The 24,412-nt window shown below is 52.7% G+C and carries 19 protein-coding genes and 1 pseudogene; 11 read left to right on the forward strand and 9 right to left on the reverse strand.

Features of this window, described 5'->3' with window-relative positions; all coding sequences use genetic code 11:
* Positions 1–145 precede the first annotated feature (145 nt).
* The 3 genes from X474_RS04695 to X474_RS04705 all read left to right on the forward strand — a co-directional run bounded on the left by X474_RS04695 (position 146) and on the right by X474_RS04705 (position 4,687).
* A complete protein-coding gene (locus X474_RS04695) occupies positions 146–811 on the forward strand; it encodes a response regulator transcription factor (RefSeq protein ID WP_044347109.1) in 666 nt (221 codons plus the stop codon).
* Positions 808–2,118, forward strand: a complete 1,311-nt coding sequence (locus X474_RS04700) for a sensor histidine kinase (RefSeq protein WP_052514863.1) — start codon at positions 808–810, stop codon at positions 2,116–2,118. The genes X474_RS04695 and X474_RS04700 overlap by 4 nt, the downstream gene beginning before the upstream one ends.
* Positions 2,119–3,331: 1,213 nt before the next feature.
* The gene (locus tag X474_RS04705) at positions 3,332–4,687 is read left to right on the forward strand and encodes a sodium-dependent transporter (RefSeq protein ID WP_044347110.1); all 1,356 of its coding nucleotides are present in this window, start codon (positions 3,332–3,334) and stop codon (positions 4,685–4,687) included.
* 141 nt (positions 4,688–4,828) lie between these two features.
* Here X474_RS04705 and X474_RS04710 read toward each other — a convergent pair whose 3' ends face one another.
* Together X474_RS04710 and X474_RS04715 are read right to left on the reverse strand one after the other, a co-directional pair.
* Positions 4,829–5,479 carry an HAD family hydrolase gene (locus X474_RS04710; protein ID WP_044347112.1) on the reverse strand — a complete coding sequence of 217 codons (651 nt, stop codon included), beginning with the start codon at positions 5,477–5,479 and terminating at the stop codon, positions 4,829–4,831.
* A gap of 8 nt (positions 5,480–5,487) precedes the next feature.
* Positions 5,488–6,132: a CDP-alcohol phosphatidyltransferase family protein gene (locus X474_RS04715; protein ID WP_156360624.1), complete on the reverse strand. Its 645-nt coding sequence runs from the start codon at positions 6,130–6,132 to the stop codon at positions 5,488–5,490.
* Positions 6,133–6,258: 126 nt separating this feature from the next.
* On the opposite strand from X474_RS04715, the gene X474_RS04720 reads away from it, so the two are divergent.
* A complete protein-coding gene (locus X474_RS04720; RefSeq protein ID WP_044347113.1) occupies positions 6,259–6,585 on the forward strand; it encodes a hypothetical protein in 327 nt (108 codons plus the stop codon).
* A 69-nt stretch (positions 6,586–6,654) separates the two neighbouring features.
* On the opposite strand, the gene X474_RS04725 is transcribed toward X474_RS04720, so the two are convergent.
* Positions 6,655–7,143: a hypothetical protein gene (locus tag X474_RS04725; RefSeq protein ID WP_044347115.1), complete on the reverse strand. Its 489-nt coding sequence runs from the start codon at positions 7,141–7,143 to the stop codon at positions 6,655–6,657.
* A gap of 535 nt (positions 7,144–7,678) precedes the next feature.
* Between X474_RS04725 and X474_RS04735 the strand changes: the two genes are divergently transcribed.
* From X474_RS04735 to X474_RS04745, 3 genes are all read left to right on the forward strand, one after another.
* A complete protein-coding gene (locus X474_RS04735; protein ID WP_044347193.1) occupies positions 7,679–10,348 on the forward strand; it encodes a DUF3458 domain-containing protein in 2,670 nt (889 codons plus the stop codon).
* 260 nt (positions 10,349–10,608) lie between these two features.
* Positions 10,609–12,870: a sensor histidine kinase gene (locus X474_RS04740; protein WP_044347117.1), complete on the forward strand. Its 2,262-nt coding sequence runs from the start codon at positions 10,609–10,611 to the stop codon at positions 12,868–12,870.
* Positions 12,867–14,237 carry a sigma-54-dependent transcriptional regulator gene (locus X474_RS04745; RefSeq protein WP_044347118.1) on the forward strand — a complete coding sequence of 457 codons (1,371 nt, stop codon included), beginning with the start codon at positions 12,867–12,869 and terminating at the stop codon, positions 14,235–14,237. Before X474_RS04740 ends, X474_RS04745 begins: the two co-directional genes overlap by 4 nt.
* 569 nt (positions 14,238–14,806) lie before the next feature.
* Here the strand turns inward: X474_RS04745 and X474_RS04750 are convergent.
* The 6 genes and pseudogenes from X474_RS04750 to X474_RS04770 form a co-directional block, all read right to left on the reverse strand.
* Positions 14,807–15,754 carry a thiamine pyrophosphate-dependent enzyme gene (locus X474_RS04750; RefSeq protein ID WP_044347120.1) on the reverse strand — a complete coding sequence of 316 codons (948 nt, stop codon included), beginning with the start codon at positions 15,752–15,754 and terminating at the stop codon, positions 14,807–14,809.
* Entirely contained in the window at positions 15,751–16,923 is a 1,173-nt protein-coding gene (gene porA / locus X474_RS04755; protein WP_044347121.1) for a pyruvate ferredoxin oxidoreductase, read from the reverse strand. The genes X474_RS04750 and porA overlap by 4 nt, the downstream gene beginning before the upstream one ends.
* Before the next feature lie 2 nt (positions 16,924–16,925).
* Complete coding sequence (locus tag X474_RS27195) at positions 16,926–17,291, reverse strand: 4Fe-4S binding protein (RefSeq protein WP_353743127.1); 366 nt, start codon at positions 17,289–17,291, stop codon at positions 16,926–16,928.
* Positions 17,277–17,801, reverse strand: a pseudogene (locus tag X474_RS27200) (2-oxoacid:acceptor oxidoreductase subunit gamma family protein); the annotation flags it as partial. The gene X474_RS27195 and the pseudogene X474_RS27200, both read right to left, overlap by 15 nt.
* Before the next feature lie 181 nt (positions 17,802–17,982).
* Positions 17,983–19,254, reverse strand: coding sequence for a nickel pincer cofactor-dependent isomerase, group 22 (locus X474_RS04765; protein WP_052514865.1), 1,272 nt, complete (start codon positions 19,252–19,254; stop codon positions 17,983–17,985).
* Positions 19,255–19,302: 48 nt separating this feature from the next.
* The gene (locus X474_RS04770; RefSeq protein ID WP_044347122.1) at positions 19,303–20,025 is read right to left on the reverse strand and encodes a GntR family transcriptional regulator; all 723 of its coding nucleotides are present in this window, start codon (positions 20,023–20,025) and stop codon (positions 19,303–19,305) included.
* 473 nt (positions 20,026–20,498) lie between these two features.
* On the opposite strand from X474_RS04770, the gene X474_RS04775 reads away from it, so the two are divergent.
* The 4 genes from X474_RS04775 to bioB all read left to right on the forward strand — a co-directional run bounded on the left by X474_RS04775 (position 20,499) and on the right by bioB (position 24,411).
* Positions 20,499–21,251, forward strand: coding sequence for a DUF2652 domain-containing protein (locus tag X474_RS04775; protein WP_044347123.1), 753 nt, complete (start codon positions 20,499–20,501; stop codon positions 21,249–21,251).
* Between the two features lie 26 nt (positions 21,252–21,277).
* Positions 21,278–22,270: a serine O-acetyltransferase gene (locus tag X474_RS04780; RefSeq protein ID WP_052514866.1), complete on the forward strand. Its 993-nt coding sequence runs from the start codon at positions 21,278–21,280 to the stop codon at positions 22,268–22,270.
* Positions 22,267–23,199: a cysteine synthase A gene (cysK, locus tag X474_RS04785; protein ID WP_044347124.1), complete on the forward strand. Its 933-nt coding sequence runs from the start codon at positions 22,267–22,269 to the stop codon at positions 23,197–23,199. Before X474_RS04780 ends, cysK begins: the two co-directional genes overlap by 4 nt.
* A gap of 219 nt (positions 23,200–23,418) precedes the next feature.
* Positions 23,419–24,411, forward strand: coding sequence for a biotin synthase BioB (bioB, locus tag X474_RS04790; protein ID WP_044347125.1), 993 nt, complete (start codon positions 23,419–23,421; stop codon positions 24,409–24,411).
* Position 24,412: the final 1 nt, after the last annotated feature.

Here is a 24,412-nt window from a genome sequence, read left to right on the forward strand (position 1 = left end):
GATTGAGTAATAGCCGGGCCGGGGGTGGGTTTCCCCTGTCCCGGTTTTTTAATTTCATCTTTTTTAAACTCGGTCCGACATGAACCGGACCAGGCTGAGTTGGCCCCTCACAGATCAGGCTGGAAAGGGTGACAAGGGGAGAATAATGCCAATTTCAGTTTTGTTGGTGGAAGATGATCTTGATCTGGCCGCCACGGTGGTTCAGTATCTGGAGCTTGAGGGCATGAGTGTGGCCTGCGCCTTTAATGGAGATGCGGGCCTGAACCTGGCCTCGGAACAGAATTACCAGGTATTGCTTCTGGATGTGATGTTGCCCCGCATGGACGGCCTGACCCTTTGCAGCCGTTTGAGAAAACAAGGCGTTGATCTGCCGGTTTTGATGCTCACCGCCAGGGACACCCTGGATGATAAGCTGGCCGGGTTCAGGGCAGGTACGGATGATTATCTGGTCAAGCCCTTTGCCATGGCGGAGCTTGTAGCCCGGATCAAGGTTTTGGCCCAGCGCAGAAGCGGTCAGGCCAGGAAATTGAAAGTGGGCGAATTGGTCATGGATCTTGATCAGCGCCAGGCCCACAGAGGAAAAAGGCTCCTGAAACTCACCCCCACTTGTTGGGATCTGCTGGAGACCATGATGCGCAGATCGCCGGAAGTGGTGAGCCGAAGGGACCTGGAGCAGGCCTTGTGGGGAGCTGATCTGCCCGAGAGCAACACCCTTAAGGTGCATATGCACAAGTTGAGGCAGCAGGTGGATGATAAAGATTCCGCCGCCATGATACACACCGTAACCGGCCACGGGTTCATGTTGAAATGAAAAAGAAAAAGCCCAGCATTCGTCGCTATATAACCTGGTATCTATTGGCCCTCACCGGGCTTGTGACCCTGGTTTACAGCCTGTTGATGAATTTTTATCTGATCAAGGGGATCAAGTCCGAGGCCGGGTTTGATATGGAGTTGAAAGCCACATATTTTGCCCAGGACTATAAGGAAAATCCCCACTCTCCCCTCCCAAAAGATATTTTGGTTTCTTCCTGTATTGGTCTTCAGAACCTCCCGGATAACTATAAACGCACCTTTGCTGGGGAAAAGTATGAGCATCGTGAACTTTTACTCTCGCGGGAGAAGCCGGAAAACGGGAACCAGGAAGACGAAAATTACCTGCTGCTTCTGCCTTATGACCTACATGATGGGAAAAGGCTTTTTATAACCAAAACTTATAAACCGGAACATGACGCCGTAAGCAACCATTACGGAATAAACCTTTTGTTTTTCCTGGCCTTCCCCCTGGGTATATTCGTGGTGGCGCTTTTTTTTATGGCGGTGCGATTTATGTTGCAGAAATTGTATTTACCCATGGGTAAGTTGCTCGACTGGGCGGGGAATCTGGACGCCGGGGGCCTTGCCAAGCCCGCGCCTGACTTTGGTTTTGAAGAGGTCAACCATTTGGCTTCGCTCTTGCATGGCAATATGAAGAAATTATCTCAAACCCTGGAAAGGGAGCAGCGTTTTTTAAGAAACGCCAGCCATGAACTGCGCACGCCCATTGCAATAATAAAATCAAATATTGAGTTGTTGGACAAAATTGAAGGGGCTGTAACCGGACCTGTCCAGTTGCCCTGGGAGCGTATCAGAAGGGCTGCCCATAACATGAACCAGCTGGTTGAAACCTTGCTTTGGCTTGGGATGGATGAAAAGAAGCCTCTCAAGCCGGCGAATGTGGCCCTGGACAGCCTGACCAATGAGCTGATCAGGGAAAATAGTTACCTGCTGGAAGGTAAAGACGTAAAGGTTGAACTGGATCTCAACCCCTCTCAGGTTCGGGTTGACCCCTATGCGGCCCGGATTGCCATAGGAAACCTTATCCGAAACGCTTTTCAATATACTGCCCTGGGCAAGGTCAAGGTGGCGGTGCAAGGCAACTCGGTTGTAGTGATCAATCTGAATCAAACCCCGGAAGACTTTGATCATACCGGCAGTGATTATGGCTTTGGCCTGGGGTTGGTTTTGGTTGACCAGATTACGGAAAAGTCCGGCTGGCAGTATGAAAACCGGGGTGTCAGAGGCGGACGTGAGGCCAGATTGTCTTTTTCGGCAGCAATATGCGAGCCTGTTTCTCCCTGAAAAGGCGGGCCGATATGAAATTTTTACTTTACCTGCCTGGAATTTTGAAAGGGGCCGCTTTCTCTGAATTCAAACCTGACCCCAAATAAGTCATTACGGTAAAATTAAATTCCGAAAGGGGAGAGCCCCCAATTCCGAACGAGCTGTTCAGGAACCGGTTTTAGTTGCCGTCCACCAAAAGCCTTTCTTTAGCCGCCAGTCTGATTAATCGCCTAATACTTTTAGTGAGTTATTGTTTTTAAACCAGGTAAACCTGTCAGAAGCTGGACGATGTGGCTTTTTGTGGTAAATACTCCCTGTTGCAGGGCAGAAAACTTTAAAAAGGAAATCCAAAATAATACAGTTTTCTTAAAAATACTTAAAAATTACCATTTTTATTCTTAAAAACGCCCAATGTAACTACTGCTTTGTGTAAAAAGTATAAGTTTTTTAATATGTGAAGTGGTGATAGTGAATAACTAATTACTTGAGTTAACTGCTTTGCTTCCGAGGAAAGTTTTGAGTATTAGCGTTGACAGCTACCAGTTATATTTTTGAAAAAATATTTTTAAAGTCGGGAATGGCTGTGCTATAGTAAGTTCGTTTTTAGTTGTATGTATAATTAAATCAGTAGGGTTTTTTGTCGGAATTGTGAAATATTACCCTTTACCGCCCGCAAATAACGCCGGCTTTTTTCGTGATATTTTCGTGGATTTTTCCTTGCCTTGGAGGCAGCCGGTCAGGGAGCGTAGGAATTAACCAGACTCAGTCAACGTTTGACTCTCATAATGAAAATGAATTCTTAACTGATTGATTTGTAGGAATTTATTGCAATGCTGATGTTGTTTAGAACAAAAAGGAATATTATCCCGAAATTTACTGTACCCGGGCTGCTTGAGGCAGCACTGAGTCTATTGGAGAACGTCGGCTTACAAACGATTTTAACTCTCAAAAATATATTTACAGTCAAATGCAGGGTCTGATTAAATCAGCCCCTTTTTTATTTGGGCCTTTGATTCTGAGGCAGGGGTGAAAGAGCTATGAAGGCAAGTGTGTTTAATGCTCTTTTTCAGTAGATGTGGACTGTGATTATTAATCAATGCCCCATAGGTTGTGGAAATATCCTGGTGTTGAAGCCTTGTAAATTTCAATTCGTAAACAGTTAAAAAAGAAAAAAAGTCATATCACCAAGTTGTTTGTTTTCTGTTAACTAAACTATCTTAGTGGGGATGTTATGAGTAACGAGAACAATGGTCGAGTATCCTTTGGCGGCAGGTTTTCAATCATAGCCGTGGCGGCCGGTTCTGCCATAGGCTTGGGCAATATTTGGAAATTTCCTTATATAGCCGGTGTTAACGGCGGTGCTGCCTTTATTATCGTCTATCTGGTCTGCATCACCCTGATCGGTCTTCCGGTCTTGATGTCCGAGTTTCTGGTGGGAAGAAGGGGCCAAAAAAACGTTATCGGCTCTTATTCCAAGTTGGCCGGTAAGAAAAGTCCATGGATACTGGGTGGTTTTATTTCCATTATGGCCAGCGCCATGATTTTGTCCTTTTACGGAGTTGTGGCGGGCTGGACTCTTGAATATGTGGTTAAGGCCGTATCCAATGTTTTTGAGGGTAAATCGCCGCAGGAGATAGGCCAGATATTCGGGAGTTATGTCTCCAATCCGGTCAAGACCATTACCTGCCAGCTTATCTTCATGGCCATGACCGCGGGCATAATCATAGCCGGGGTCAAAAAAGGCATCGAGGGGTTTTCCAGGGTCATGATGCCGGTTCTGTTGGGGATAATCATCCTGTTGGGCATCAGAGCCGTCACCCTGGAAGGATCGGGCGGCGGACTTTCCTTTTTATTTAAACCCGATTTTTCCAAACTTACTGCGAGCGGTGTGCTTGATGCCCTGGGGCACGCCTTCTTCACCTTGAGCCTGGGCGCGGGCACCATGATAACCTATGGCTCCTATATCAGTAAAAGGGAGAACCTGAGCGCTACGGCCGTACAGGTGGCCCTGGCCGATACAGTGATCGCCCTTTTGGCCGGTGTGGCCATATTCCCGGCGGTGTTTGCCTTTGGGTTGGAACCCGGAGCCGGCCCCGGCCTGGTTTTTGTCACCCTGCCCAATGTTTTCGGCCAGATGCCCGGCGGGTATATCTTCTGCATTTTATTTTTCGTGTTGCTGGCTGTGGCCGCGCTCACTTCCTCTATCTCCATGCTGGAGGTCGGGGTTGCTTATCTGTCTGAAGATCTCGGCCTTTCCCGCACCAAGGCCACCCTTTTGCTTGGTTCATTGATCTCCGGAGCGGGTATCCTCTGCGCACTCTCCATGGGCCCTTCCCAGGATGCCCTCACCCTGGGCGGAAAAAATTTCTTTGATTGGTTGGATTACATCACCTCTAATTTTGCATTACCCTTTGGTGGACTGGCTGTGGTTTTGTTTGTGGGCTGGGGGCTCGGCAAGAAAAACACCTCAGACGAGTTGGCCAGCGGCGGCAAGGGAAAATATACCAACCTGTTTATTTTTGTAGCTAAATATGTGGCTCCGGTGGGAATTGGCGTGGTGTTTTTACATTCATTCGGAATCATCTAAAAGGTTATTAAAAGGCCGTCCCGGTCTTTTTAGCTTGCTGGCAAAGCCCTCTTGGGCTTTGTCTGAGGCTACTCGGCAACAGTCTGAAAAGCCCGGAGGCATTTGCCTCCGGGCTTTTTTAATTAATTCTTAAGATGTTATTTAAAACTCCACAATGGGCCATCCCCTTTTGCGGGCCTCAACCTTGAGCCGGGGGTGGGGGTTGACCGCCCTGGGGTGCCCCACACAGGCCAGAACATCTACATCGGAATGATGGTCCCCATAGGCAAAACTGTGGGTGAGGTCCAGGTTAAACTCGGCGGCTGTATTGCGAACCAGCCTGGCCTTTTCAGGGCCATAGGGGCGGGCGTTGGCCAATTTGCCGGTGAGTATGCCTTGATCTTCACTTAACCGGGTTGCGAGCGCCATGTCGGCGCCCAATTCCTTTCTGAGCGATTCAGCCAGGGGATGCAGGCTGCCGGTTAGGATAACCACCACGCGTCCATTTTTCTGGTGTTTTTCCACGGCTTGCCGCCCCTTGGGGCTTATGAGGGGAAGAATTCTGCTTCTGAAACAGGTTTCAGCCAAGCGGTTGAGTTCTTCCGAATCCTTGTCTCTGAAATGGTGTTTGTTGTGATAGAGCAGGTCTCTTAAGTTTTTATCAAGGTTTTTGGCTATAAAAGATAGATAACGCCCGAAATCAGCAGGCCGCAGATATCCGGCTTTCCAGAGGAAGGGCATGAAAACCCTTTCCATGGAATGACCCGGTATGAGGGTGCGGTCTACGTCGAAGAAGGCCGCTGAGTATTTCATTTTATCGCTCAATCAGTGGTTTGAGGTTCGGTGCCCAGATATTTGCGAACATCAAGCAAAACCGGAATGCCCCGCGCCAGGCACAAGGCTGCGGTTAAATACATGGTAACAGCTTCCACCCAGGGAACCCAGGGTATCACTCCGCTTAAAGATGGTAGTGAAACCGCCAGCTCCTGGGGGCCCATGATGGTCAGGGCCTGTCCCATGATCAAGGCGGTGAATGCCCCGCCTTTGGCCAGGCCGTACAAGCCGCGCATCAAGCGGCCCGAAACCAGAAAACGGCCCCAGCGGGAATGCATCATGCCAAAGGCGCTTTGACCCCGGCTAAGGGCGTATCCCCTGAGCCCGTCTATTACAAAGCTGCGAATTATAAAGAGAATAGGAATCCAGATGGGAGCCCTGCCCAAATGGGCAAAGACCAGCCACAGGGTGTTTTCCACCACTCGATCTATGGCAATATCCAATACGCTGCCCAGGTCTGTAACCTGGTTCTTACTGCGGGCCACATAGCCGTCCAGCCAGTCCATGAGGAACAGAATCGGCAAAAGAACCAGGGCGGTCAGAATACTCCAGCCCCAGGGAAGGTATAATAGGCCCACTAAGAGTAAGAGCAGCGGCACTCGTGAGAGCGTGATAATATTGGCTATGGACATAGTTGGTTTTTTTGATTCTTTTTCAGCCAGGGCCAATTTTTTCAACTCTTTCAAAGTTAGGGTCGAAAAAAATTTTAGGGTATCCGGCACGGTCTGTCAATGACCACAATGACAAGGGGGATTTCCATGAGGCATTTGTCAATTATTTGCGCCCTATGTGTTTTATTTTTAGTTGCCTTGCCTGCCTGGTCCCTTACTCCTGACGAAGTGATCCGCCTGAAAAAGGCCGGAGTCTCAGATGAAGTGATCCAAAAAATGCTTGAGCAGGAAAAGGCGGGGGTCGCAACCCAGGGACCCATGACCGAGACAGAGGATGAGGTTGTCTATCGCGCAGGCAGTCAGACGCCTGAGGAAATAGAAGAAAATCGTCGCCGGGAGCGGGAAAAGGAAGACAAGAGCATGGAAGTCTTAAAAGGTGTGATCATAGACACCCGAAACCCTTCTCTTAAATAACCGGACGGCAAAAACCCGCCTAATGGGCGGGTTTGACAAATAGACGGGTTGAACGGCTTTTTATCGGAATCAGGCTTCCTGGGGAATATAATCACCGCGGTTGAATTTGATGGACTCCACCATGGCGGTGACCGCCACTTCTTCCATGATTCCGTAAAGTTCGTCTTTGGGGTCCAGTTTTTCCAGCACTCCTGTGAGTTCCTTTACTTCGCCATCCATTTTAGCCACAATACGTCCCATATCCTTAAGGGACTTACTTTGGTCGGCCAGGGCGTTCTGGTAGTCATCCAAGATCTCCATGGTGCGTTCGGCGTGCATAAGACCTTGGGTTTGTTCAGGTCTGAGGGCCTCCACAGCATGAGTGGGTTTCACGCCGTTTATCAGGTTCAGGGGATCAAAGGCCTGGGCAGGGGCAGAGGTGTTGCCCGAATCCTGGCTGCGCTTGGCCGCCTGGTCCAGGACCTCTTGAAAGGATGGCCCCTTGGTTGGTTTGCCTGGAGCTTTTTCTCCGTTTTGAGGAGTGATCTGCCCCGGCAGAATCTGATCTATTTTGGTCATTTGTCTTCTCCACCATGTTCTACCCAAAGTATATGCAAACCGGGCCTCCAGGGCAAGTCAACCTTTAGCGCCCGGCTTTTATAATAAGTTATCGGTATCAGCTGAAACTGACTTAAGGGAAAAAGCAACAAGACGAATTTATTTACCAACTCCGGGATGGCTCCTTAATTCACTCTCCGGAGCAAGAAAACAGGGTAGGGAAAAGTTTTCCCGCCCCACTTAATTCGTTTGGGACTAATTCTGTTACTATAATCCTGAAAGACCTTTACAAGGCCGACTTGGCCCGCAAGCAGAGTGACGGATACGTAGAAGGCCCGGGTTTTGAGGAAATCGGCAATTTGATAATCCGGTCTGCACCAAAGGTTTTGATCCTTTTTGCGATCCATGGGAAGAGCCCTTGCACGCTTTTAATCCCCGGATGATTTTCCGAGCCGGTTGCAAGGTGTTTTGGTTTCGGCTGTTTTTTCGGTTGCCCCGGGCGGGCAAAGGCTTGTGCGGTGTGGCAAGTAAAAATGATTTTAAAAGGATGGGGAAAATGAGCCAGAGGCGTTTTAAATATCAAAGAGAAGATTTTTCCGAGTTACCGGTGGAGTTGAATCACCTGACTATTTACCTGAAATTTTTCGAAGACCGGGTTGAGGCCCGCAACTGCCTGGAGATGACCAGCCTTGAGGACCTTTCCGGCCTTGAGCTGGATGCCAGGGAACTTACCATTCACCAGGTGCGCATGGTGAATGGGCCGGATGATGAGCAAGGGCAGGAGCTTAAGTACAATTATCGTGAAGATGAAAATAAACTTGAAATTATCCTGCCCGGAACTCTGAGAAAACAGGAAAGTTTTTTTATAGAGACCCAGACCACCTGCATTCCTTCGGATCATATCCTGGAGGGCATATACCGGGATGTTGGGCCGGAGGGCGCTCCCCAGCAATTTATAAGCCAGTGCCAGCAATGGGGTTTTCAGCGGATTATGCCCATTTTGGATGATTGCCGGGCCAAATGCACCATGACCACCACTTTGGAAGGGGATGCGCGCTACACCCATCTCATTACCAACGGCAACATAGACCCGAAAAACAATCCCCTGGGCAAACCCGCGCCTTTGCCCGGTGATCCCAACCGCCAGGTGATCACTTTTCATAATCCCATCCCCATGGCGCCTTATCTTTTCCTGGCCGCGGCAGGCACCTGGGACGAGCTGGTGGATCAGGTGACTTATCCCTCGGGCAGAGCCGTGCGTCTTGAATACCTGGTTCCGGTGGGGCAGGTGGAACATGTGCGGGTTCCCATGGAGATATTAAAGGAATCCGTACTGTGGGTGGAAAAAACCCAGGGCTATGAATACACAAACGACGTCTATCGCACCATCTGCATGACCAAGTCCAATTTCGGCGGCATGGAGAACATGGGCAACACCACCATCGTCACTGATGCGGCCCTGATAGATGAACACACCCTGGATGGTTTTGTGCAGTATGCCCATGCGGTTATTGTGCATGAGTTTGAACACAACCAATGCGGCAGCGAAACCACCATGGAGACGCCTTTTGACGTATGGCTCAACGAGGCCTACACCGTGGATGTGGAACGCCGCTTCATGGCCGGTCAGTTTGATCCCACCTACATGCGCTTAAACGAAGTGGACAGCATCAGGGACCCGCTTTTGGGCCCCCTGGCCATGGAAGACAGCGGCCATGTGGGCCTGATCGTGCGTCAGGGCTTTAACGACCCGGACGAGCTTATAGACGGTGTGACCTATGTCAAGGCCGCCGAGGTGATCAATATGCTGCGCCTGATCCTTGGGCCTGAAACCTTTAATAGAGGCAAGGATCTTTATTTTTCCCGCTATAAAAATACAAACGCCAACAGTGAGGACTTTTTCCAATGCTTTGAAGAGGTTTCGGGGCGCTCCCTTGAACAGTTCAAACGGAATTGGCTCCATGTCATCGGCTATCCCAGGGTTAAGGCCTCGGAAAAATACGATCCTGCTACAAAAAGCTTCAGCGTTGATTTCAGGCAGGATGCGCCCGAAGGGGTTGACGCCTTTTGCCTGCCCATAAAACTGGCCCTGGTGGATCAAAAGGGCGGGGATATTGCCGGTACTGACCGCGTTTTTGAACTTAACCAAAAACAGGCCCGGTTGACTTTTGAAAATATTTCGGAAAAACCGGCCTTTGCCTCGCTGAACCGGGATTATTCCTTTTACGGGGCCTTGGAAAGCTCCGCCTCGGCACCCGAGGAGTTGATAAAAAGGGTGCGTTTGGATCCAAACGACTTTAATCGGGTGGAGGCCATGCGCGCCTTGACCGACCTGGAGCGCAGCAAATTGATCCAGGACCCCGAAGCAGAGGTTGACCCTCATTGGCTGGAGGTCTATGGCGAACTTTTGGGTGACAGGGGAGTGGCCCCTTCCTTAAAGGCCTATTTCCTGCGCATTGAAGAGCAGCCTCTCAACCGCGACTTCAGGACCTGGTATCCGGAGCAGGTGGCGGCCAGGGATCGGCTTTTGGAATGCATTAATAATGCTTTTCGGGTGGAATTACTCGAAGCCTTCAACGGCCTGAACACCTATTACCTGGGGAATACACCTAAGGCGGGCATGGAAGAGCGCATGCTTAAAGCGGTGTTGCTGAACTTGATTGTCCGGGTGGATGACGAACAAACCCATGAGCTGATACTTGACCACCTGCGCGCCGCCACCACCGCCACAGACCGGGTCTCCGCCTTAAGCGCCTTAAACCGCACTTCCTGCCCCAAGAGAAGGGATGTGCTGGAAAAGGTGTATCAGAACTGGAAAGACAACTTGAGTGGATATGCCAACTACCTGAGGGTGGTGGCCGGAGGCTGGCAGCCGGATGTATATGAAATGATAGACCGGGAACGTGAAAGACCCACTTTTAATGTTAATCAGCCTGCCTGGTGCCGGGCCCTTTACACCCCCATGGCCTTTAACAACAGGATGCTTTGGACGGAAAAGGGAGTTGACTGGCTCACCTGCCGGATAATTGATTTGGCTTCCATTAACCCGGTGACAACCAGCCGTCTGTTAAACGCCTTTCAACAGGTCTGCGACCTGCGCCAGCCCTGGAAAGACATGACCTGCCGCTGCCTTGAAAATATAGTGGACAATGTCTCGGAAAAGGCCTCACCCACTGTCCATGGCCAGGCCAAGATGTATCTGGATGCCGTGAAAAAGAACGGATAAGGAGCTTTCTAGTTCTCCGGACCGGTCCTCCTAAAGGGGCCGGTCCGGGCGCTTATGTCTTGCGGGCAGCTTTCAGCTCCCGTAACATAGCCATTATCTATGAAAAGCCGGACCGGCGTATAGCGGTGTCTTAAACTGTTCTTTACTCAGGCACCCAGTTAGAGCCGGCTTTTTCCGGATTCGGGTGGAACCTGGTATATTCATTACGGGTGTGTTTGTTTGAAACCACCGGCCCTTAACCTTCATCAGTTGAGCGAGAAGTGTCTGCGCGGGATTCCCAAGAGCTGACCAAGGAGCTGCGCCGCCGCAAAAGGGAAAGGATCATTATCCTTATTACCCTGGTGGCCGTGGCGGCTATCACCTACCTGGAGACCAGGGTGACAGACCTGGGTGTGGAGTTGCCCTTAAGCTCCTCACTCATGCTCTTTGCCCTTATCAACTTAAACGCGCTGTTGCTCTTGTTGCTCATCTTTCTGGTTTTCAGAAACCTGGTAAAGCTGATGATGGAGAGGCGAAAAGGTGTGATGGGGTCACACCTGCGCACCAAGCTGGTGGTGGCGTTTGTGATTCTCTCCCTGGCCCCCACAGGCCTACTTTTCTTTGCCGCCTATCAGTTCGTGGGCACCTCCATGGAGTATTGGTTCAGCGCCCAGGTGGAGACCTCTTTGTTTGACGCGCTGGAGATCTCAGACGCCTATCGCAATATGATCAAGACCAGTAACGCCCATTTTGCAGAGACCATGGCCAAGGATATTGAGTCCCGGCGTTTCCGGCTTAATAATTCCACTGATCGATTAGAGAAGATAGTGGAATACCGCAGAAGGAGATTTGACCTGACCGCGGTGCGTATATTCAATCCGGAGTTGAAGGAAATAGTCACGGCCACCCAAAGCGGCACCCACATCCGGCATTTACAGGCCTTTCATCTGGACCTGGTAAAAAGGGCCATAACCACGGGCAAGCCCTTCAGCGAGATGCAGGATGCCCCCACCGGTGACTTTGTGGCCGGGGTGCATCCCATATTCAGGGGTAAAAGCGTGATAGGCGCAGTGGCGGTTTTCACCCTTTTGCCGAGAAATTCCCTGGCCCGCTCCCGGGCCATTGCCAAGGGCCTGGAGGGATACCGCCAGCTCAAGGCCTTTAAACAGCCCATAAAGACCAATCAATATGTAACCCTTTCCATTGTCACCCTGCTCATTATCTTTGCGGCCACCTGGTTTGGCTTTCATCTGGCCAAGACCATCACGGTGCCTTTGCAGGAACTGGCCGTGGGCACTCAAAGGGTGGCGGAAGGGGATTATGACTTTTCCATCAGCTCCAATCTGGGATCTGATGAAATGGGGGCCCTGGTCAGTTCCTTCAACCGCATGACAGCGGACTTGAAGACCAGCAAGGCCCGTTTGGAAGAGGCCCACAAGGAGATGCAGCGCACCAGCCTGGAGATGAACAGAAGGCGGCGCTACATGGAGATTGTGCTCAGCAATGTGGCGGCCGGGGTTATTTCCCTGGATTCCATGGGGCGTATAACCACCTTTAACCAGTCCGCGGTCAGGCTGCTTAAGGTGGAGAGTGAGCTGGTGGTGGGCAAGCATTGGCGCAAGCTCCTGGAGGGCGAGCACCTGGATATGGCCGAAAGGCTTTTGATGGGGCTTTTGCCCGGGTCCAAGGCCTCGGTCAGCAAGCAGGTGCGGCTCAAGCTTGGCGGAGAATTCCTCACCCTTATGGTGCATATAGGTTTTATGCAGGATGATGCGGGCAAGGATCTGGGCATGGTTGTGGTCTTTGAAGACTTGACCGAACTGGAAAAGGCCCAGCGCATGGCGGCCTGGCGTGAAGTGGCGCGGCGCATTGCCCATGAGGTTAAAAATCCGCTCACCCCCATTAAACTTTCGGCCCAGCGTCTGGTGCGGCGCTATACCAAGGTGCTTGGAGAAGACGAGGCGGTCTTTAAGGAATGCACCCGCACTATAATTGACCAGGTCGATGAGCTGCAACGGCTGGTAAGCGAGTTTTCGACCTTTGCCCGCCTGCCGGCCTCCCGGCTGGAGCCGGGTGACATTGTGGCTATCAGCGAAAAGGCCATCTCCCTTTTCAGGGGAGGGCGCCCGGATATCTCCTTTGAGCTGGAATGCGAGGATTCCATCCCTGTTTTTGACTTGGATAAGGAGCAGATGTCCAGGGTTTTGATCAACCTTTTGGAAAACGCGGTGGCCGCGGTAGAGGACGTGGAGCAGCCAAAGCAGATTACGGTTCGCCTGACCTATGACGATATTCTCAAGATAGTGCGCCTGGAGGTGGAGGACACCGGCCCGGGGGTGCCGCCCAAAGACCGCATCAGGCTTTTTGAACCTTACTTTTCCACCAAACGGGGCGGAACCGGCCTGGGACTGGCCATTGTCAGCACCATTGTGGCGGATCATAACGGATACGTGCGGGTGCAGGACAATCAACCCAGGGGGGCCAGAATAATTGTTGAGTTGCCTGCCGGCCGACAGCGAAGGGGAATTCTGGAGGCATTATGACCGGACACGTCATGATAGTTGACGACGAAAAAATGATATGCCAGTCCTTGAGGGGCATCCTGGAGGACGAGGGATACGAAGTTTCCTCTGCCTATGACGGACCGAGCGCCCTGGAAAAGATCCGGGAAGAGAGCCCGGAGATGGTGCTGTTGGATATCTGGATGCCCGAGATGGATGGGCTGGAGGTTCTGAAAAGGCTCAAGCAGGACCGGCCCAATCTGCCGGTGGTGATGATCTCGGGCCACGGTTCCGTGGAGTCGGCGGTCACCTCAACCAAGCTGGGAGCTTTTGATTTTATTGAAAAGCCCCTGGATGCGGACAAGATCCTTTTGGCTGTTAGAAACGGCCTTGAAATGGGGCGGTTGGCAGAGCAGAACCGGCTTTTGCGGGCCAAACAGGAACCGCCCGCCATCAGCGGATCCAGCCCGGCCATAGAAAGTATTCGCCAGGCCATATCCAGGGTGGCCCCGACGGATTCCTGGATTTTGATTACCGGTGAAAACGGAACCGGCAAGGAACTGGTGGCCCACGCGGTTCATCGGGGCAGTGCCAGATCCACCTACGCCTTTGTGGATGTGAATTGTGCCGCCATACCTGAAGACCTTATAGAAACCGAACTTTTCGGTCATGAAAAGGGGGCCTTCACCGGGGCCGGAGTGCGCAAGAGAGGCAAGTTCGACCTGGCCGACCAGGGGACCCTTTTTCTGGACGAAATAGCGGATATGAGCCTGCGCACCCAGGCCAAAATTTTAAGGATTTTACAGGAGCAGCGTTTTGAGAGGGTGGGCGGCACCTCAACCATATCTGTTGATGTAAGGGTTTTGGCCGCCACCAACAAGGACCTGCCCAAGGAGATAGAAGCCGGGCGTTTTCGGGAGGACCTTTTTTACCGCTTGAATGTGATTCCCATTCATGTCCCTCCGCTGAGGGAAAGGATGGAAGACATACCCTGCTTGGTGAAGGAGTTTTTGCGTGATATCGCGACCCGCTCCCATCAGGAGCCCAAGGAGTTTTCGCCCGGCGCCCTGGAGGCCTTGAAACAGCAGGCCTGGCCCGGCAATGTGCGGGAACTCAAGAACCTGGTGGAAAGGCTGGTTATTCTTTGCCCTTCCGAGGTGATAACAGCCGAGGATCTGCCCGAGACCTTAGGCGGCAAGAAAAAAAGCTCCAGCCGCTATGACCAGGCCCTTGGTGTGGATGGGTTTAAAGAGGCCAAGGCGCTTTTTGAGCGGATTTACCTGGAAGAAAAGCTTAATCAATACCAGGGCAATGTAAGCCAGACCGCCGAGGCCATTGGGCTTGAAAGGTCTCATCTGCATAAGAAACTTAAGTCCATGGAAATACAAGTGGCCAAAAACGGCTCCTGACAAAGGGACAACCGGTCGGCCCAGGGGAAGCGATGGAAGAAGCAGGCGTTGGGGCCAAGGGGCTTGCAATTGGAAAAAATATCCATTGCCCCTTTGAACCTTATGAAATGTCTTTATCTGGGCAGGAGTGAGGACATTTTTACAAACCTTTTGAACGCGGTTTGCAGTTGCGTTGCCTGTTTCCTCCCCCCATCGCTTTCCCTGATCACCGGTTGTAAATTAAGTCCTGAATGAGGTCGCCTTTTCTTTTTGATCGAAGAATAGATGATAAACAGCTTTTGTATATTTTTTAGATAAAAAAATATGATATTCCGGCCTGTTAAATAACTTCCTCCTCAAGACCCTGGCTTGACGGTTTTTCCTTTATTTGTTGGATGCACGGCGCTAAAAAAAATTTTTTTTTCGCCCAAGCGCGCCGCACCCGATTCTTCGGCTTTTTCCCCTGGACTTCACAAAACGCGATCTTAAGGGCCCCCGAAAAACCGCGGGTTTTTGGGGCGCCATGTGTTCCCCGGCCGGAACCTTTGGGGAAAAGGCTCCGGCCGGGGAGGGTCAGGATAGGAGCTTGATTAGTCTTCTTTACCGGCCAGCCAGTTCAACTCGGCAAAGCGCTGGTCCACTGAAGCCTGCAGGAAGTCTATTTCCTGCTGCTTCAGGTGCTTGAAGCGGCCCTGCATTTTCAGGTATTCCTCTATGGGCTTGGCCTTTTTGGCCTGACGGGAGAGCACATACTTGCCGTCGATTACCTCATAGAGTGGGAAAACCCGAGTGTCCACGGCCATTTTGGCAACCTTCACCGCATATTGGGTGGGCATGCGCCAGCCGGTGGGGCAAGGGGACAGGACATGGATAAAGGCCGGTCCCGGAGTGTTGACCGCTCTTCTCACCTTGTTCATAAGGTCAATGTGCCCGGCCGGGGTGGCTGTAGCCACATAGGGAATTTTGTGGGCGGCCACAATGGCGGCCAGGTCTTTTTTGTGGCCTTCCTTGCCGTTTTTCGCCATTTCACCCAAGGGAGTGGTGGTGGTCCAGGCGCCTTCCGGAGTGGCGGAGGAACGCTGGATGCCCGTGTTCATGTAAGCTTCGTTGTCAAAGCAGACATAGGTGAAGTTGTGACCCCTCTCCAGGGCTCCGGAAAGGGACTGGAAACCAATGTCCGCGGTTCCGCCGTCGCCGCCGATGGCCACGATTTTTGTTTCGTTATTTTTCAACCTGCCTTTATCGAACATGGCCTTGCGCGCGGCTTCCACACCGGAGGCCACTGCGCTGGCGTTTTCAAAGGCAGTGTGCAGCCAAGGCACCTCCCAGGCGGTCTGGGGATAAGGGGTGGTGACCACCTCCATGCAGCCTGTTGCGCTGACCACGATCACATCGGGGCCCACGGCTTTGAAGACCAAACGCATGGCCAGCATCTCGGCGCAGCCCTGGCAGGCCCTGTGTCCGCTGGCCAAGGCCTCGAACTTGGGCAGGTTCTTGGGGGTTATTTTTTCAAAAGCACAAGCTTGTTCTGCACTCATTTCAACCTCGCATCCAAGAAGGTGTAGGCCTCGTCCCCTTGGTTCTGGTCCAGGGCCCGAGAGGTCATCTCTTTAAAGACCTTGCGGTTAAGTTCACGGCCGCCAAGACCGGCCACAAAATCCCTGATCACCGGGGCGTTATTGAATCCAAAGAAGGCGCTTCTCACCTCCATGCCCACGGGGCCCCCCTGGCTGCCGGGAGAAAGGGCGCGGTCCAAAACCGCCACCACCTTGGCTCCGGAGACTGCCTGACGGAACTGATCCAAGGGGAAGGGACGCCACATGCGGATGCTGACCTGCCCCACCTTGACGCCTGTTTCGCGCATTTCGTCCACTGCGGTGCGGGCGGTCTCACCGGCCGAGCCCATGGTCACCAGGATCACTTCTGCGTCTTCGGTGCGATAGGTCTCTACTGCCTTGTACTCGCGACCGAATTTCTGGTTGTATTCATCGGCCACGGCCTCGAACACCTTGGCCGCTTTTCCCATGGCGTCTTCCTGGGCCATCTTGACTTCTGTGTAGGCGTTCTGGGTGGCAAATCCGCCGATGCTGCGGGGATTTTCCGGATCCAGCATACGGAACGGGTCCATGGGAGGCAAGAAGGAGTCGACCTCTTCCTTGTTGAGCATGCTCACCGGCTCGATCACATGGGAAAGGGTGAATCCGTCCATGTTGACCATCACCGGCAGGAGCACCTTGTGGTCTTCGGCCACTTTAAAGGACATCAGGGTGAGGTCAAAGACCTCCTGACCGTTTTCAGCAAAGAGTTGCACCCAGCCGGTGTCCCTTTGGGGCATGATATCCGAATGGTCGGCCCAGATGTTGATCGGCGCGGATAAGGCCCGGTTGGCCACAACCATGACAATGGGGAGCCTCATGCTGGAAGGCAGATACAGGATTTCATGCATCAAGGCCAGGCCCTGGGAGGCGGTGGCCGTGAAGGTGCGGCTGCCCGCAGCGGAAGCTCCCACACAGGCGCTCATGGCGGAATGCTCGCTCTCGACCGCCACATACTGGGCCTTGAGTGCGCCTTCAGCCACCAGTTCGGCCAGATGCTCGACCACGTGGGTCTGGGGGGTGATGGGGTAGGCGGCCACCACGTCTACATTGGCCAGGGAAACGGCCTCGGCCGCTGCCAGCGAAACTTCAATTCCAATGGGTTTGTTCATTTTTATTCAGCCTCCATGACGATGGCCCCGGCCGGGCATTGTTCGGCGCAGATGCCGCAACCCTTGCAGTAGCGCTCATCCCAGTCAAAGAAACCTTCTTCGTTTTCATTAAAGGCCATGTCCGGGCAGACCACCCAGCAGATTCCGCATTTGACGCATTTGTCTTTGTTGATCACCGGGCGTCCGGCCGTGCGCCAGTTGCCGGTTAGAAATTCGCGGCTGTTGCCGGGGTGGGGGACCTCTGCGCCGATTTCCATTTCCTGGAAGGGGTGGAGTGCTTCGATCACAAAGCCCTCGTCCTCGGGCTGGTCATAGGCGTCCGCATTGAGAGCTTCGGCCTGGCTACAACGCTGATGGGCCAGACCCATGGCCTTTATGTTCTTGGCGGCCAGTTTGCCGAAACGGTTTTCCAGGGGAGTGTTCAGGGCATCAAGCTCACACAAGCCGGTGGCCTTGATAAGGGACCCGATGATGGCCGTGTTGGTGATCGGCACACCCAGGGCCTCCATGGCGATGCCCGAGGCGTCCACCAGGGTCAGGTTGTATTTTTCATTCAAATCTTTAAGCTCGCTGAGCTTATCGGGCGGCAGGTTTACAATCAGGGTTCCGCCGGGCCTCATACCGTGGGTTACATCCACGATTCCCAAAAGGGTGGGATCCAACACCACAACCACATCCGGGGTGTCGACTCTTTCCCGTAAGGCAATGGGAGTGTCCGAGACCCTGAGGAAAGCGGTAACCGGTGCGCCGCGGCGTTCCGGTCCAAAGCTGGGGAAGCCTTGGGCATATTTACCCTCGGCAATAGCGGCCTGGGCCACCAGTTCGGCTGCGGTCACAGCCCCCTGTCCGCCGCGGCCATGAAGTCTCACTTCGATCATTTTTCATCCTCTCAAAAGACCGGGCCGTAAAAAGCCCAAGTCCAATTCAGTAAACAAGGTCAAAAAATGCGGTCCACTTGTCTTAAGAAATCTCCGGCCGGGCCTTTTGAAGAAAAACCTTTTTCCTCCAGGTAAAGACACCCAAACAGCCTGACCTTGATCGGCCTGGCCGGAGTATTTTTTATTTCTGAATTAACTCCCTTAACTTGGGCAGGTTGCCGTCCTCGTCAAAGGGCAGATCAAGGAGTTTGCCCAAAGGCTCCGTATTTTCAGAGTCTTTTGCCTCCTGCCAGAGTTTTTGGGAAACGGCGATAACCTCCAGGTCCTTGGAGTTTATGATCCATGCGGCCTTAAGTGTTGTTTCATCCCACACACCCACAGTGCGCAGGGCGGTTTCGATCGCCTTTTGGTCGTTCGCAAGATAAAGGGGGATGCGCCCCTTCTCCGGGGTGCCGCCGGTAACACAGTTCAAAAGGGTTGTGTCCAGGTTGATCTTGTCCACAGCCTTTTGGGTGGTGTAGTCGGCAAGACCCAGTCCAATGGCGTTTCCGTCTGTTTTCTCGCTTAGATCCCGGATCACAATACGGGTGATATTGGGGCTTTTGGCTTCTTTTTCATAGATATTCATGATGCGCCCCACCACCTTGGTGTCGGCCCCAGTGCCGGAGATTTCTTTTCCGATTTCGTCTATGATCAACAGATCAAGTTCTTCATAGGGAAGTTTGGGCTTGTAGGAGATAGTCTCCTTTAAGATCTCCGGCTCCCTTTCAAAGATAAGGTCAACCGGCACCGCCTCCAGGCGGCGCATGGTGTTCAGCTGGTCCTCTAATATGGCCACTCCGCCGAGCACATTTAAGTTCTCAAAAAGCACCTTGGCCACGGCGTGCAGGGCCTCGTAATAGGTGATGTTGACTGCCAGGCGATGGGTTGTCTCAGCCCCCATCTGACGACCCAGGCCAATGGCCGCCATCTTGATCAGGCCGGATTCGGTCTCGCCCTGGTATTCGGTGTGTTCTTTCACCCGGTTCACCAGGATCACGTGATCGGCCTCTTTGCTGGCCTTGTCCGCATATACCGGGACCATGCCCTTGGCTTCGCCCACCTTAATTGGGTCGTAACGGTCGTGAATCGGCGCTCCCACGGTCTTTTCATTGATGCCCAGATGGTCCAGGAGTTCGGCCTGTCCCGGGCCGGTGCCGCCTCCGTGGCTGCCCATGGCAGGAATGATAAAGGGCTTTCCTCCCGCCTTTTTAACTTCATGAACTATGCCGGCCAGGACCTGGGGCATGGATTTAATACCCCTGGAACCTGCGGTTATGGCCACACTCTGGCCGGGTTTGACTGTTTTTAGAAAATCGGTCCTGGCAAATTCCTGGTTTACCCAGGCGGCAGCATCCGGCAGAGGGTTGTGGGGATAAAGCTGTTTAATCATTCCAAAGGCGGGTAGTTTCATCTCCGACGCTCCCTGGCCTTTCCCCATTTCGTAATTGAAAAGGCCTTGTTACCGGGCTTCGCTCCCGGTGTTTTCATAGGCCGCCTGTATAACGCTTTTTTGCACGTTGCCTATGTGCGTGACCATTACCTGGCAAGCGAGTTCGGCGTCTTTCTTTTCCAGGGCGTTCAAAATGGCATGGTGCTGTTCCATAGCCAACAGAAAACGGGAAGGAATCTTCACTGTCTGCTGGCTGCACATCCGCACCCTGTTTTTGATGTTGTTGTAGAGTCCGATCCAATACTTGTTGCCGCAGGCTTCAACCAGCCGGTCGTGGAGCAGTTTGTCCGCTTCCAGATAACGCTGGTGAGCCTGGTGCAGGTCGTCTTCGGTAAGCGCGTCTTTGATGTCTGATTCAGCTTCGTTAAGTGCTTTACGGATGGTTTTGACATCTTGGTCGGTTATGTTTTTCATGCTTTGGGACAGAAAGGTTGTCTCCAACACCTCCCGCACCCGGGTGAGTTCAAGCATATCTTCTTTGCTGAACTCAACCACCCTGACTCCCCGATTGGGTATGGCCTGGATAAGGCCTTCCGCCCTGAGCCGGTTAAAGGCCTCGCGCAAGGGAGTTCGGCTGATATTCATGGCCTTGGTCAGGTCAGACTCGTTGAGCATGGAGCCTTGGGGAAAGAGCCCCTGCACAATAGCCTCTTTAAGCCGCTGGTAAACCGTCTCCTTGAGATTGTTGCGAGCGCGGATTCTCTTCAACTTATAGGGAGCCTGATTCGGCAACACACCCTCCCGCTGGGGCCTTTTAAAATTTCTCCCCTGAATTGTTTTAGGGAAGAAAAGAGATGGGTCTTGGAAACGATCAAAATCGTATACGTATTACATCCTGAATCGTATACATATACGAATAGGTGGCTTTCCGTCAATATTAAAATTTTGATATTTTTTATATATTTGTATTTACAGAAATATTTTTAATAAAATAAAATGATTCACATTTGTAGAATTCCTCTTTTTAGAAAGTTATTTTTATATTTGATTAAAAATAACTTTCTAAAAATGCCCACTGCTGTGGCCCGCCGGGGATCTTGCCGAGGCTGTTTTTGAAAAAAACTTGGGGCTTTTAAGTAAAACTTCCTGATTCCGGTCGGATAATGATCTGTAAATTCCCAGTATGGAATTGCCTTGCTTATTCAGAGTAGTAAAATAGGTTTTAGACGTTCCGGATCTTACTTTTTGGACAGCAGGGAGAGCCGATGCCTCCAGTGGAAAAGAAGGTGATCTTGGTGATCGCCGATATCAGCGGATACACCAGGTTCATGACTAAAAACCGCATGGAGTTGATTCACAGCCAGCACCTGATCGGCGAGTTGCTCAAGGCCATAATCAGGGAGGTGGATATCCCATTGCAGGTGGCCGAGATTGAAGGTGACGCGGTCTTTATGTATGCCTTGCGCCCTAATTCCCAGGCCAAATGGCAGAAGGCCAAGGAGCAGATCTCAAATAAACTGGTTTCCTTTATCCTGGCTTTTTCCCGTAAGTTGGATTACCTGACAGGTTCGAACACTTGTCACTGCGGAGCCTGCGGCAGCCTTGAGCAGCTTAAGCTCAAGGTGGTGGTTCACGCCGGGGAGGCAGTCTTGGACAAGATCGCCAACTTTACGACCCTACATGGGCTGGACACCATTTTAGTGCACAGCCTTCTCAAAAATTCAGTTGATGCCGCCCAATACATCATGCTCACCAAAGCGGCCCAACAGGAACTCGGTTTTCAGACCGGCGGCCCTTTTGGGGAGGGCTCAGAGGAATATCCCGATCTCGGCAAGGTAGAGACCCTGGTTTGGACCGATCCCCTGGAGGGGATTGCCTCCGGGGAAAAAATAACCAAACCCGCTTACGGCATCCTGGACAAGACAAAACGTAAAATCGGGCTTATGGCAGCCACCATGGCCTTGGGCCTTAAGCTTAAGAAAACCGGCAGATTCAGAAACCTGCCTCCGGGCGACTGAACCTGCTAACTTGATGGAGGCTAAAAATGGATCTCAAAACCATGGCAGAGGCTGAATATGATAAGTGCATGGAGGACCTGGTGGACAGTGACCAACATTATCAGAGTCTGCCCAAAATTGTTTCCGAACTGGTTTCCACCTGCCATGGAGGGCATTGTCACGACCATATAAGCCCGGTTCCCTTACCTTCCAGGCAAGCTATGGTAAAGATAATCGACCTTTGCCGTGAGGTGCTGTTCCCCGGTTATTTTGGCGATGCTCCCATTGACCAAGTCAATTTGGAATATTACCTGGGGCAGAGAATGACCAGGCTTTATCGGCTTATCTCCAATCAGATCAGCCACGCGGTGCGTCACGATTGCTTTCGCTATGAAAAACACTGTCTTGAATGCGAGCGCCTGGGCAGGGAGGCCGGACTGAGGTTTCTTAAGAGCCTGCCTGGATTACGCACCACCCTGGCCAAGGATATTATGGCCGCCTTTGAGGGAGACCCGGCCAGCGGCAGTGTGGATGAGATCATCTTCAGCTATCCCGGCCAGTATGCCATGACGGTTTATCGCCTGGCCCATATCCTTCGTAAAATGGCCATACCCATCCTGCCCAGGATGATGACCGAATATGCCCACAGTCATACAGGCATAGACATCCATCCCGGGGCCGAGATAGGCGAGAGCTTTTTCATTGATCACGGCACCGGCGTTGTCATAGGGGAATCCACGAATATCGGTCATCGGGTGCGCATCTATCAGGGTGTGACCCTGGGAGCCTTGAGCCTGCCTCCGGGCTCGGGACGCAGCATGAGAAATTTAAAGCGCCATCCCACGATAGAAGATGACGTGATCATCTATTCCGGGGCGACTATATTGGGCGGGGAAACCGTAATCGGGGCCAGAAGCGTTATAGGCGGCAACGTCTGGCTCACGGAGTCGGTTCCAGCGGACACCAAGGTCTTTTTAAAGACCCCGGAGCTGGTTTACAAAGGCGGGGCCGAGCCGAGAGGACCGGAGGAAGAGTCATGAGCCGGGTGTATGATGACTTGGGATGGGCCATTGGCCAGACTCCCCTGGTGCGCGTAAATCGTCTGGCCAAGGGGCTTTATGCCCGGATTTGGGCCAAGATCGAGTACAACAATCCCCTGGGAAGTGTAAAGGATCGCATCGGAGCCTCTATGATTGCAGACGCCCTGGCCAGGGGTGTGCTGGATAAGGATACCATGGTGGTGGAGCCCACCAGCGGCAATACCGGCATTGCCCTGGCCTTTATCTGCGCGGCCAGGGGGCTTCAACTGACGCTCACCATGCCGGAATCCATGAGCATGGAGCGCCGTAAGCTGTTAACCCACCTTGGAGCCAGGTTGATTCTGACTCCGGCCGCCGAGGGCATGAAAGGGGCCATTGCCAAGGCCAGAGAGGTGTTGGCCTATAAGGCAAAGTCATTTATGCCTGATCAGTTCTCCAATCCGGCCAATCCCGCAGCCCACCGCCGGACAACCGCCATGGAGATCTGGCGGGACTCCAACGGCCGGGTCGACATGCTGGTTGCCGGGGTGGGAACCGGCGGCACCATCACCGGGATTGCAGAGGTTATAAAGGAGCTTAAACCCGGATTCAAGGCCATTGCCGTGGAACCGGCCGAGTCTCCGGTCCTCTCCGGCGGCTCTCCGGGGCCTCATAAAATCCAGGGCATCGGGGCGGGCTTTGTGCCCTGCGTGCTGAACCTTTCTATTTTGGATGAGGTGGTTACAGTCACCAGTGAAGAAGCCTTTGCCATGTCCAGGCGCGCGGCCAAAGAAGAGGGCCTGCTCTGCGGCATTTCTTCCGGGGCCGCTTTGGCTGCGGCAATCAAGGTGGCGGCCAGGGAAGAGAATAAAGACAAGGTGCTGGTGGTGATTTTGGCCAGTACAGGCGAGCGTTATCTAAGCACAGAGCTTTTTACGGACAAGTCTTGATGAAAACCGCCCAAGGAGCCGGGCGGGGGTGATCCTCTGGCCCGGCTCCTTGGTGTGTCAATTTGCTTCCATCCCTTTTTCCTGCCGGTAAACAGGCTCCTACTTGAGGGTGAACCACTTGGCGCAGCCAAGTTTGTTGCGTTATCCGCGCCGCTCTTATATATTGTCAACCTATATTTTATAATGGTTGACAATAATCGAAAAAAGGCGGCGGATTTCATGCTGGAACAAATGGAAAGCAACACATCCGGTAAACTCGGCGGCAAGGAGATGAGCCTGGATGAAGCGGCCAAGTGGCTTGAGCCGGGTTCCCTGGCTGAGCTGGCCGAACTCATGGCCCGGGCAACCGGACTGCGTGAGAAAGCCCAAGGCAATGAGGTGGAGTTCTGCGCCATAGTCAACGCCCGTTCCGGACGATGTAGTGAGGACTGCGCCTTTTGCGCCCAGAGCAGTCATTACCAGACCAAGGCTCTTGTACACTCCCTTTTGGAAGTGGATGAGATTGTCAACAGGGGCAGGGCGGCGGCCAGGGCGGGGGCCTTGCGCTTTGGCATTGTCACCAGCGGCCGGGGCTGTCCCAAGGGAGCTGATTTGGATAGCCTCTGCCGGGCGGCCGAGATCCTCAGAAAAGAAAAGACCATTCTGCCTTGCGCCTCTTTGGGTATTTTGGCTCCCGGCCAGGCGGAGCGGCTCAAGGCTGCCGGGTTTGTGCGTTATCATCATAACCTGGAGTCAGGCCCCACCCATTTCCCCCGCATCTGCACCACCCATGCCTATGAACAAAGGGTGGAGACTGTGCTTATGGCTAAAGAGGCCGGTCTCGAGGTCTGTGTGGGCGGGATTGTGGGGCTGGGTGAATCCGCCTGGGAAAGGGCCGAATTTCTGAAGGCGGTGGCTGATTTAACCCCCCAGAGCATCCCCCTTAATTTTTTGAACCCCATACCAGGCACCAAATTGGGGAGTCTCCCCATGCTTTCTCCCCTGAAGGCCCTGGCAGCCGTGGCCGTGGCCAGGATTATGGCTCCAAGGGCCCATTTGCGCACCTGCGGGGGCAGACATCAGGTGCTGGGATCTCTGGCTCCCCTGATGCATTTGGCAGGGGCCAGTTCCACCATGATAGGCGATTACCTCACCACCAAGGGCCAGGAGCCAACCAGCGATGTCAAGGATATCGCTGCCCTGGGTTTAAACCTGGCCGGGATTGGAAAGTAAA

It is taken from the genome of Dethiosulfatarculus sandiegensis (assembly GCF_000931935.2).
In the GTDB taxonomy this organism is placed as follows: Bacteria; Desulfobacterota; Desulfarculia; order Desulfarculales; family Desulfarculaceae; genus Dethiosulfatarculus; species Dethiosulfatarculus sandiegensis.

Bases quoted from the DNA above. Each gene is read 5' to 3' on its own strand.
- X474_RS04695 (WP_044347109.1), top strand. From the start codon at position 146: ATGCCAATTTCAGTTTTGTTGGTGGAAGATGATCTTGATCTGGCCGCC.
- X474_RS04700 (WP_052514863.1), top strand. From the start codon at position 808: ATGAAAAAGAAAAAGCCCAGCATTCGTCGCTATATAACCTGGTATCTA.
- X474_RS04705 (WP_044347110.1), top strand. From the start codon at position 3,332: ATGAGTAACGAGAACAATGGTCGAGTATCCTTTGGCGGCAGGTTTTCA.
- X474_RS04710 (WP_044347112.1), bottom strand. From the start codon at position 5,479: ATGAAATACTCAGCGGCCTTCTTCGACGTAGACCGCACCCTCATACCG.
- X474_RS04715 (WP_156360624.1), bottom strand. From the start codon at position 6,132: ATGTCCATAGCCAATATTATCACGCTCTCACGAGTGCCGCTGCTCTTA.
- X474_RS04720 (WP_044347113.1), top strand. From the start codon at position 6,259: ATGAGGCATTTGTCAATTATTTGCGCCCTATGTGTTTTATTTTTAGTT.
- X474_RS04725 (WP_044347115.1), bottom strand. From the start codon at position 7,143: ATGACCAAAATAGATCAGATTCTGCCGGGGCAGATCACTCCTCAAAAC.
- X474_RS04735 (WP_044347193.1), top strand. From the start codon at position 7,679: ATGAGCCAGAGGCGTTTTAAATATCAAAGAGAAGATTTTTCCGAGTTA.
- X474_RS04745 (WP_044347118.1), top strand. From the start codon at position 12,867: ATGACCGGACACGTCATGATAGTTGACGACGAAAAAATGATATGCCAG.
- X474_RS04750 (WP_044347120.1), bottom strand. From the start codon at position 15,754: ATGAGTGCAGAACAAGCTTGTGCTTTTGAAAAAATAACCCCCAAGAAC.
- porA (WP_044347121.1), bottom strand. From the start codon at position 16,923: ATGAACAAACCCATTGGAATTGAAGTTTCGCTGGCAGCGGCCGAGGCC.
- X474_RS27195 (WP_353743127.1), bottom strand. From the start codon at position 17,291: ATGGGTCTGGCCCATCAGCGTTGTAGCCAGGCCGAAGCTCTCAATGCG.
- X474_RS04765 (WP_052514865.1), bottom strand. From the start codon at position 19,254: ATGAAACTACCCGCCTTTGGAATGATTAAACAGCTTTATCCCCACAAC.
- X474_RS04775 (WP_044347123.1), top strand. From the start codon at position 20,499: ATGCCTCCAGTGGAAAAGAAGGTGATCTTGGTGATCGCCGATATCAGC.
- X474_RS04780 (WP_052514866.1), top strand. From the start codon at position 21,278: ATGGATCTCAAAACCATGGCAGAGGCTGAATATGATAAGTGCATGGAG.
- cysK (WP_044347124.1), top strand. From the start codon at position 22,267: ATGAGCCGGGTGTATGATGACTTGGGATGGGCCATTGGCCAGACTCCC.
- bioB (WP_044347125.1), top strand. From the start codon at position 23,419: ATGCTGGAACAAATGGAAAGCAACACATCCGGTAAACTCGGCGGCAAG.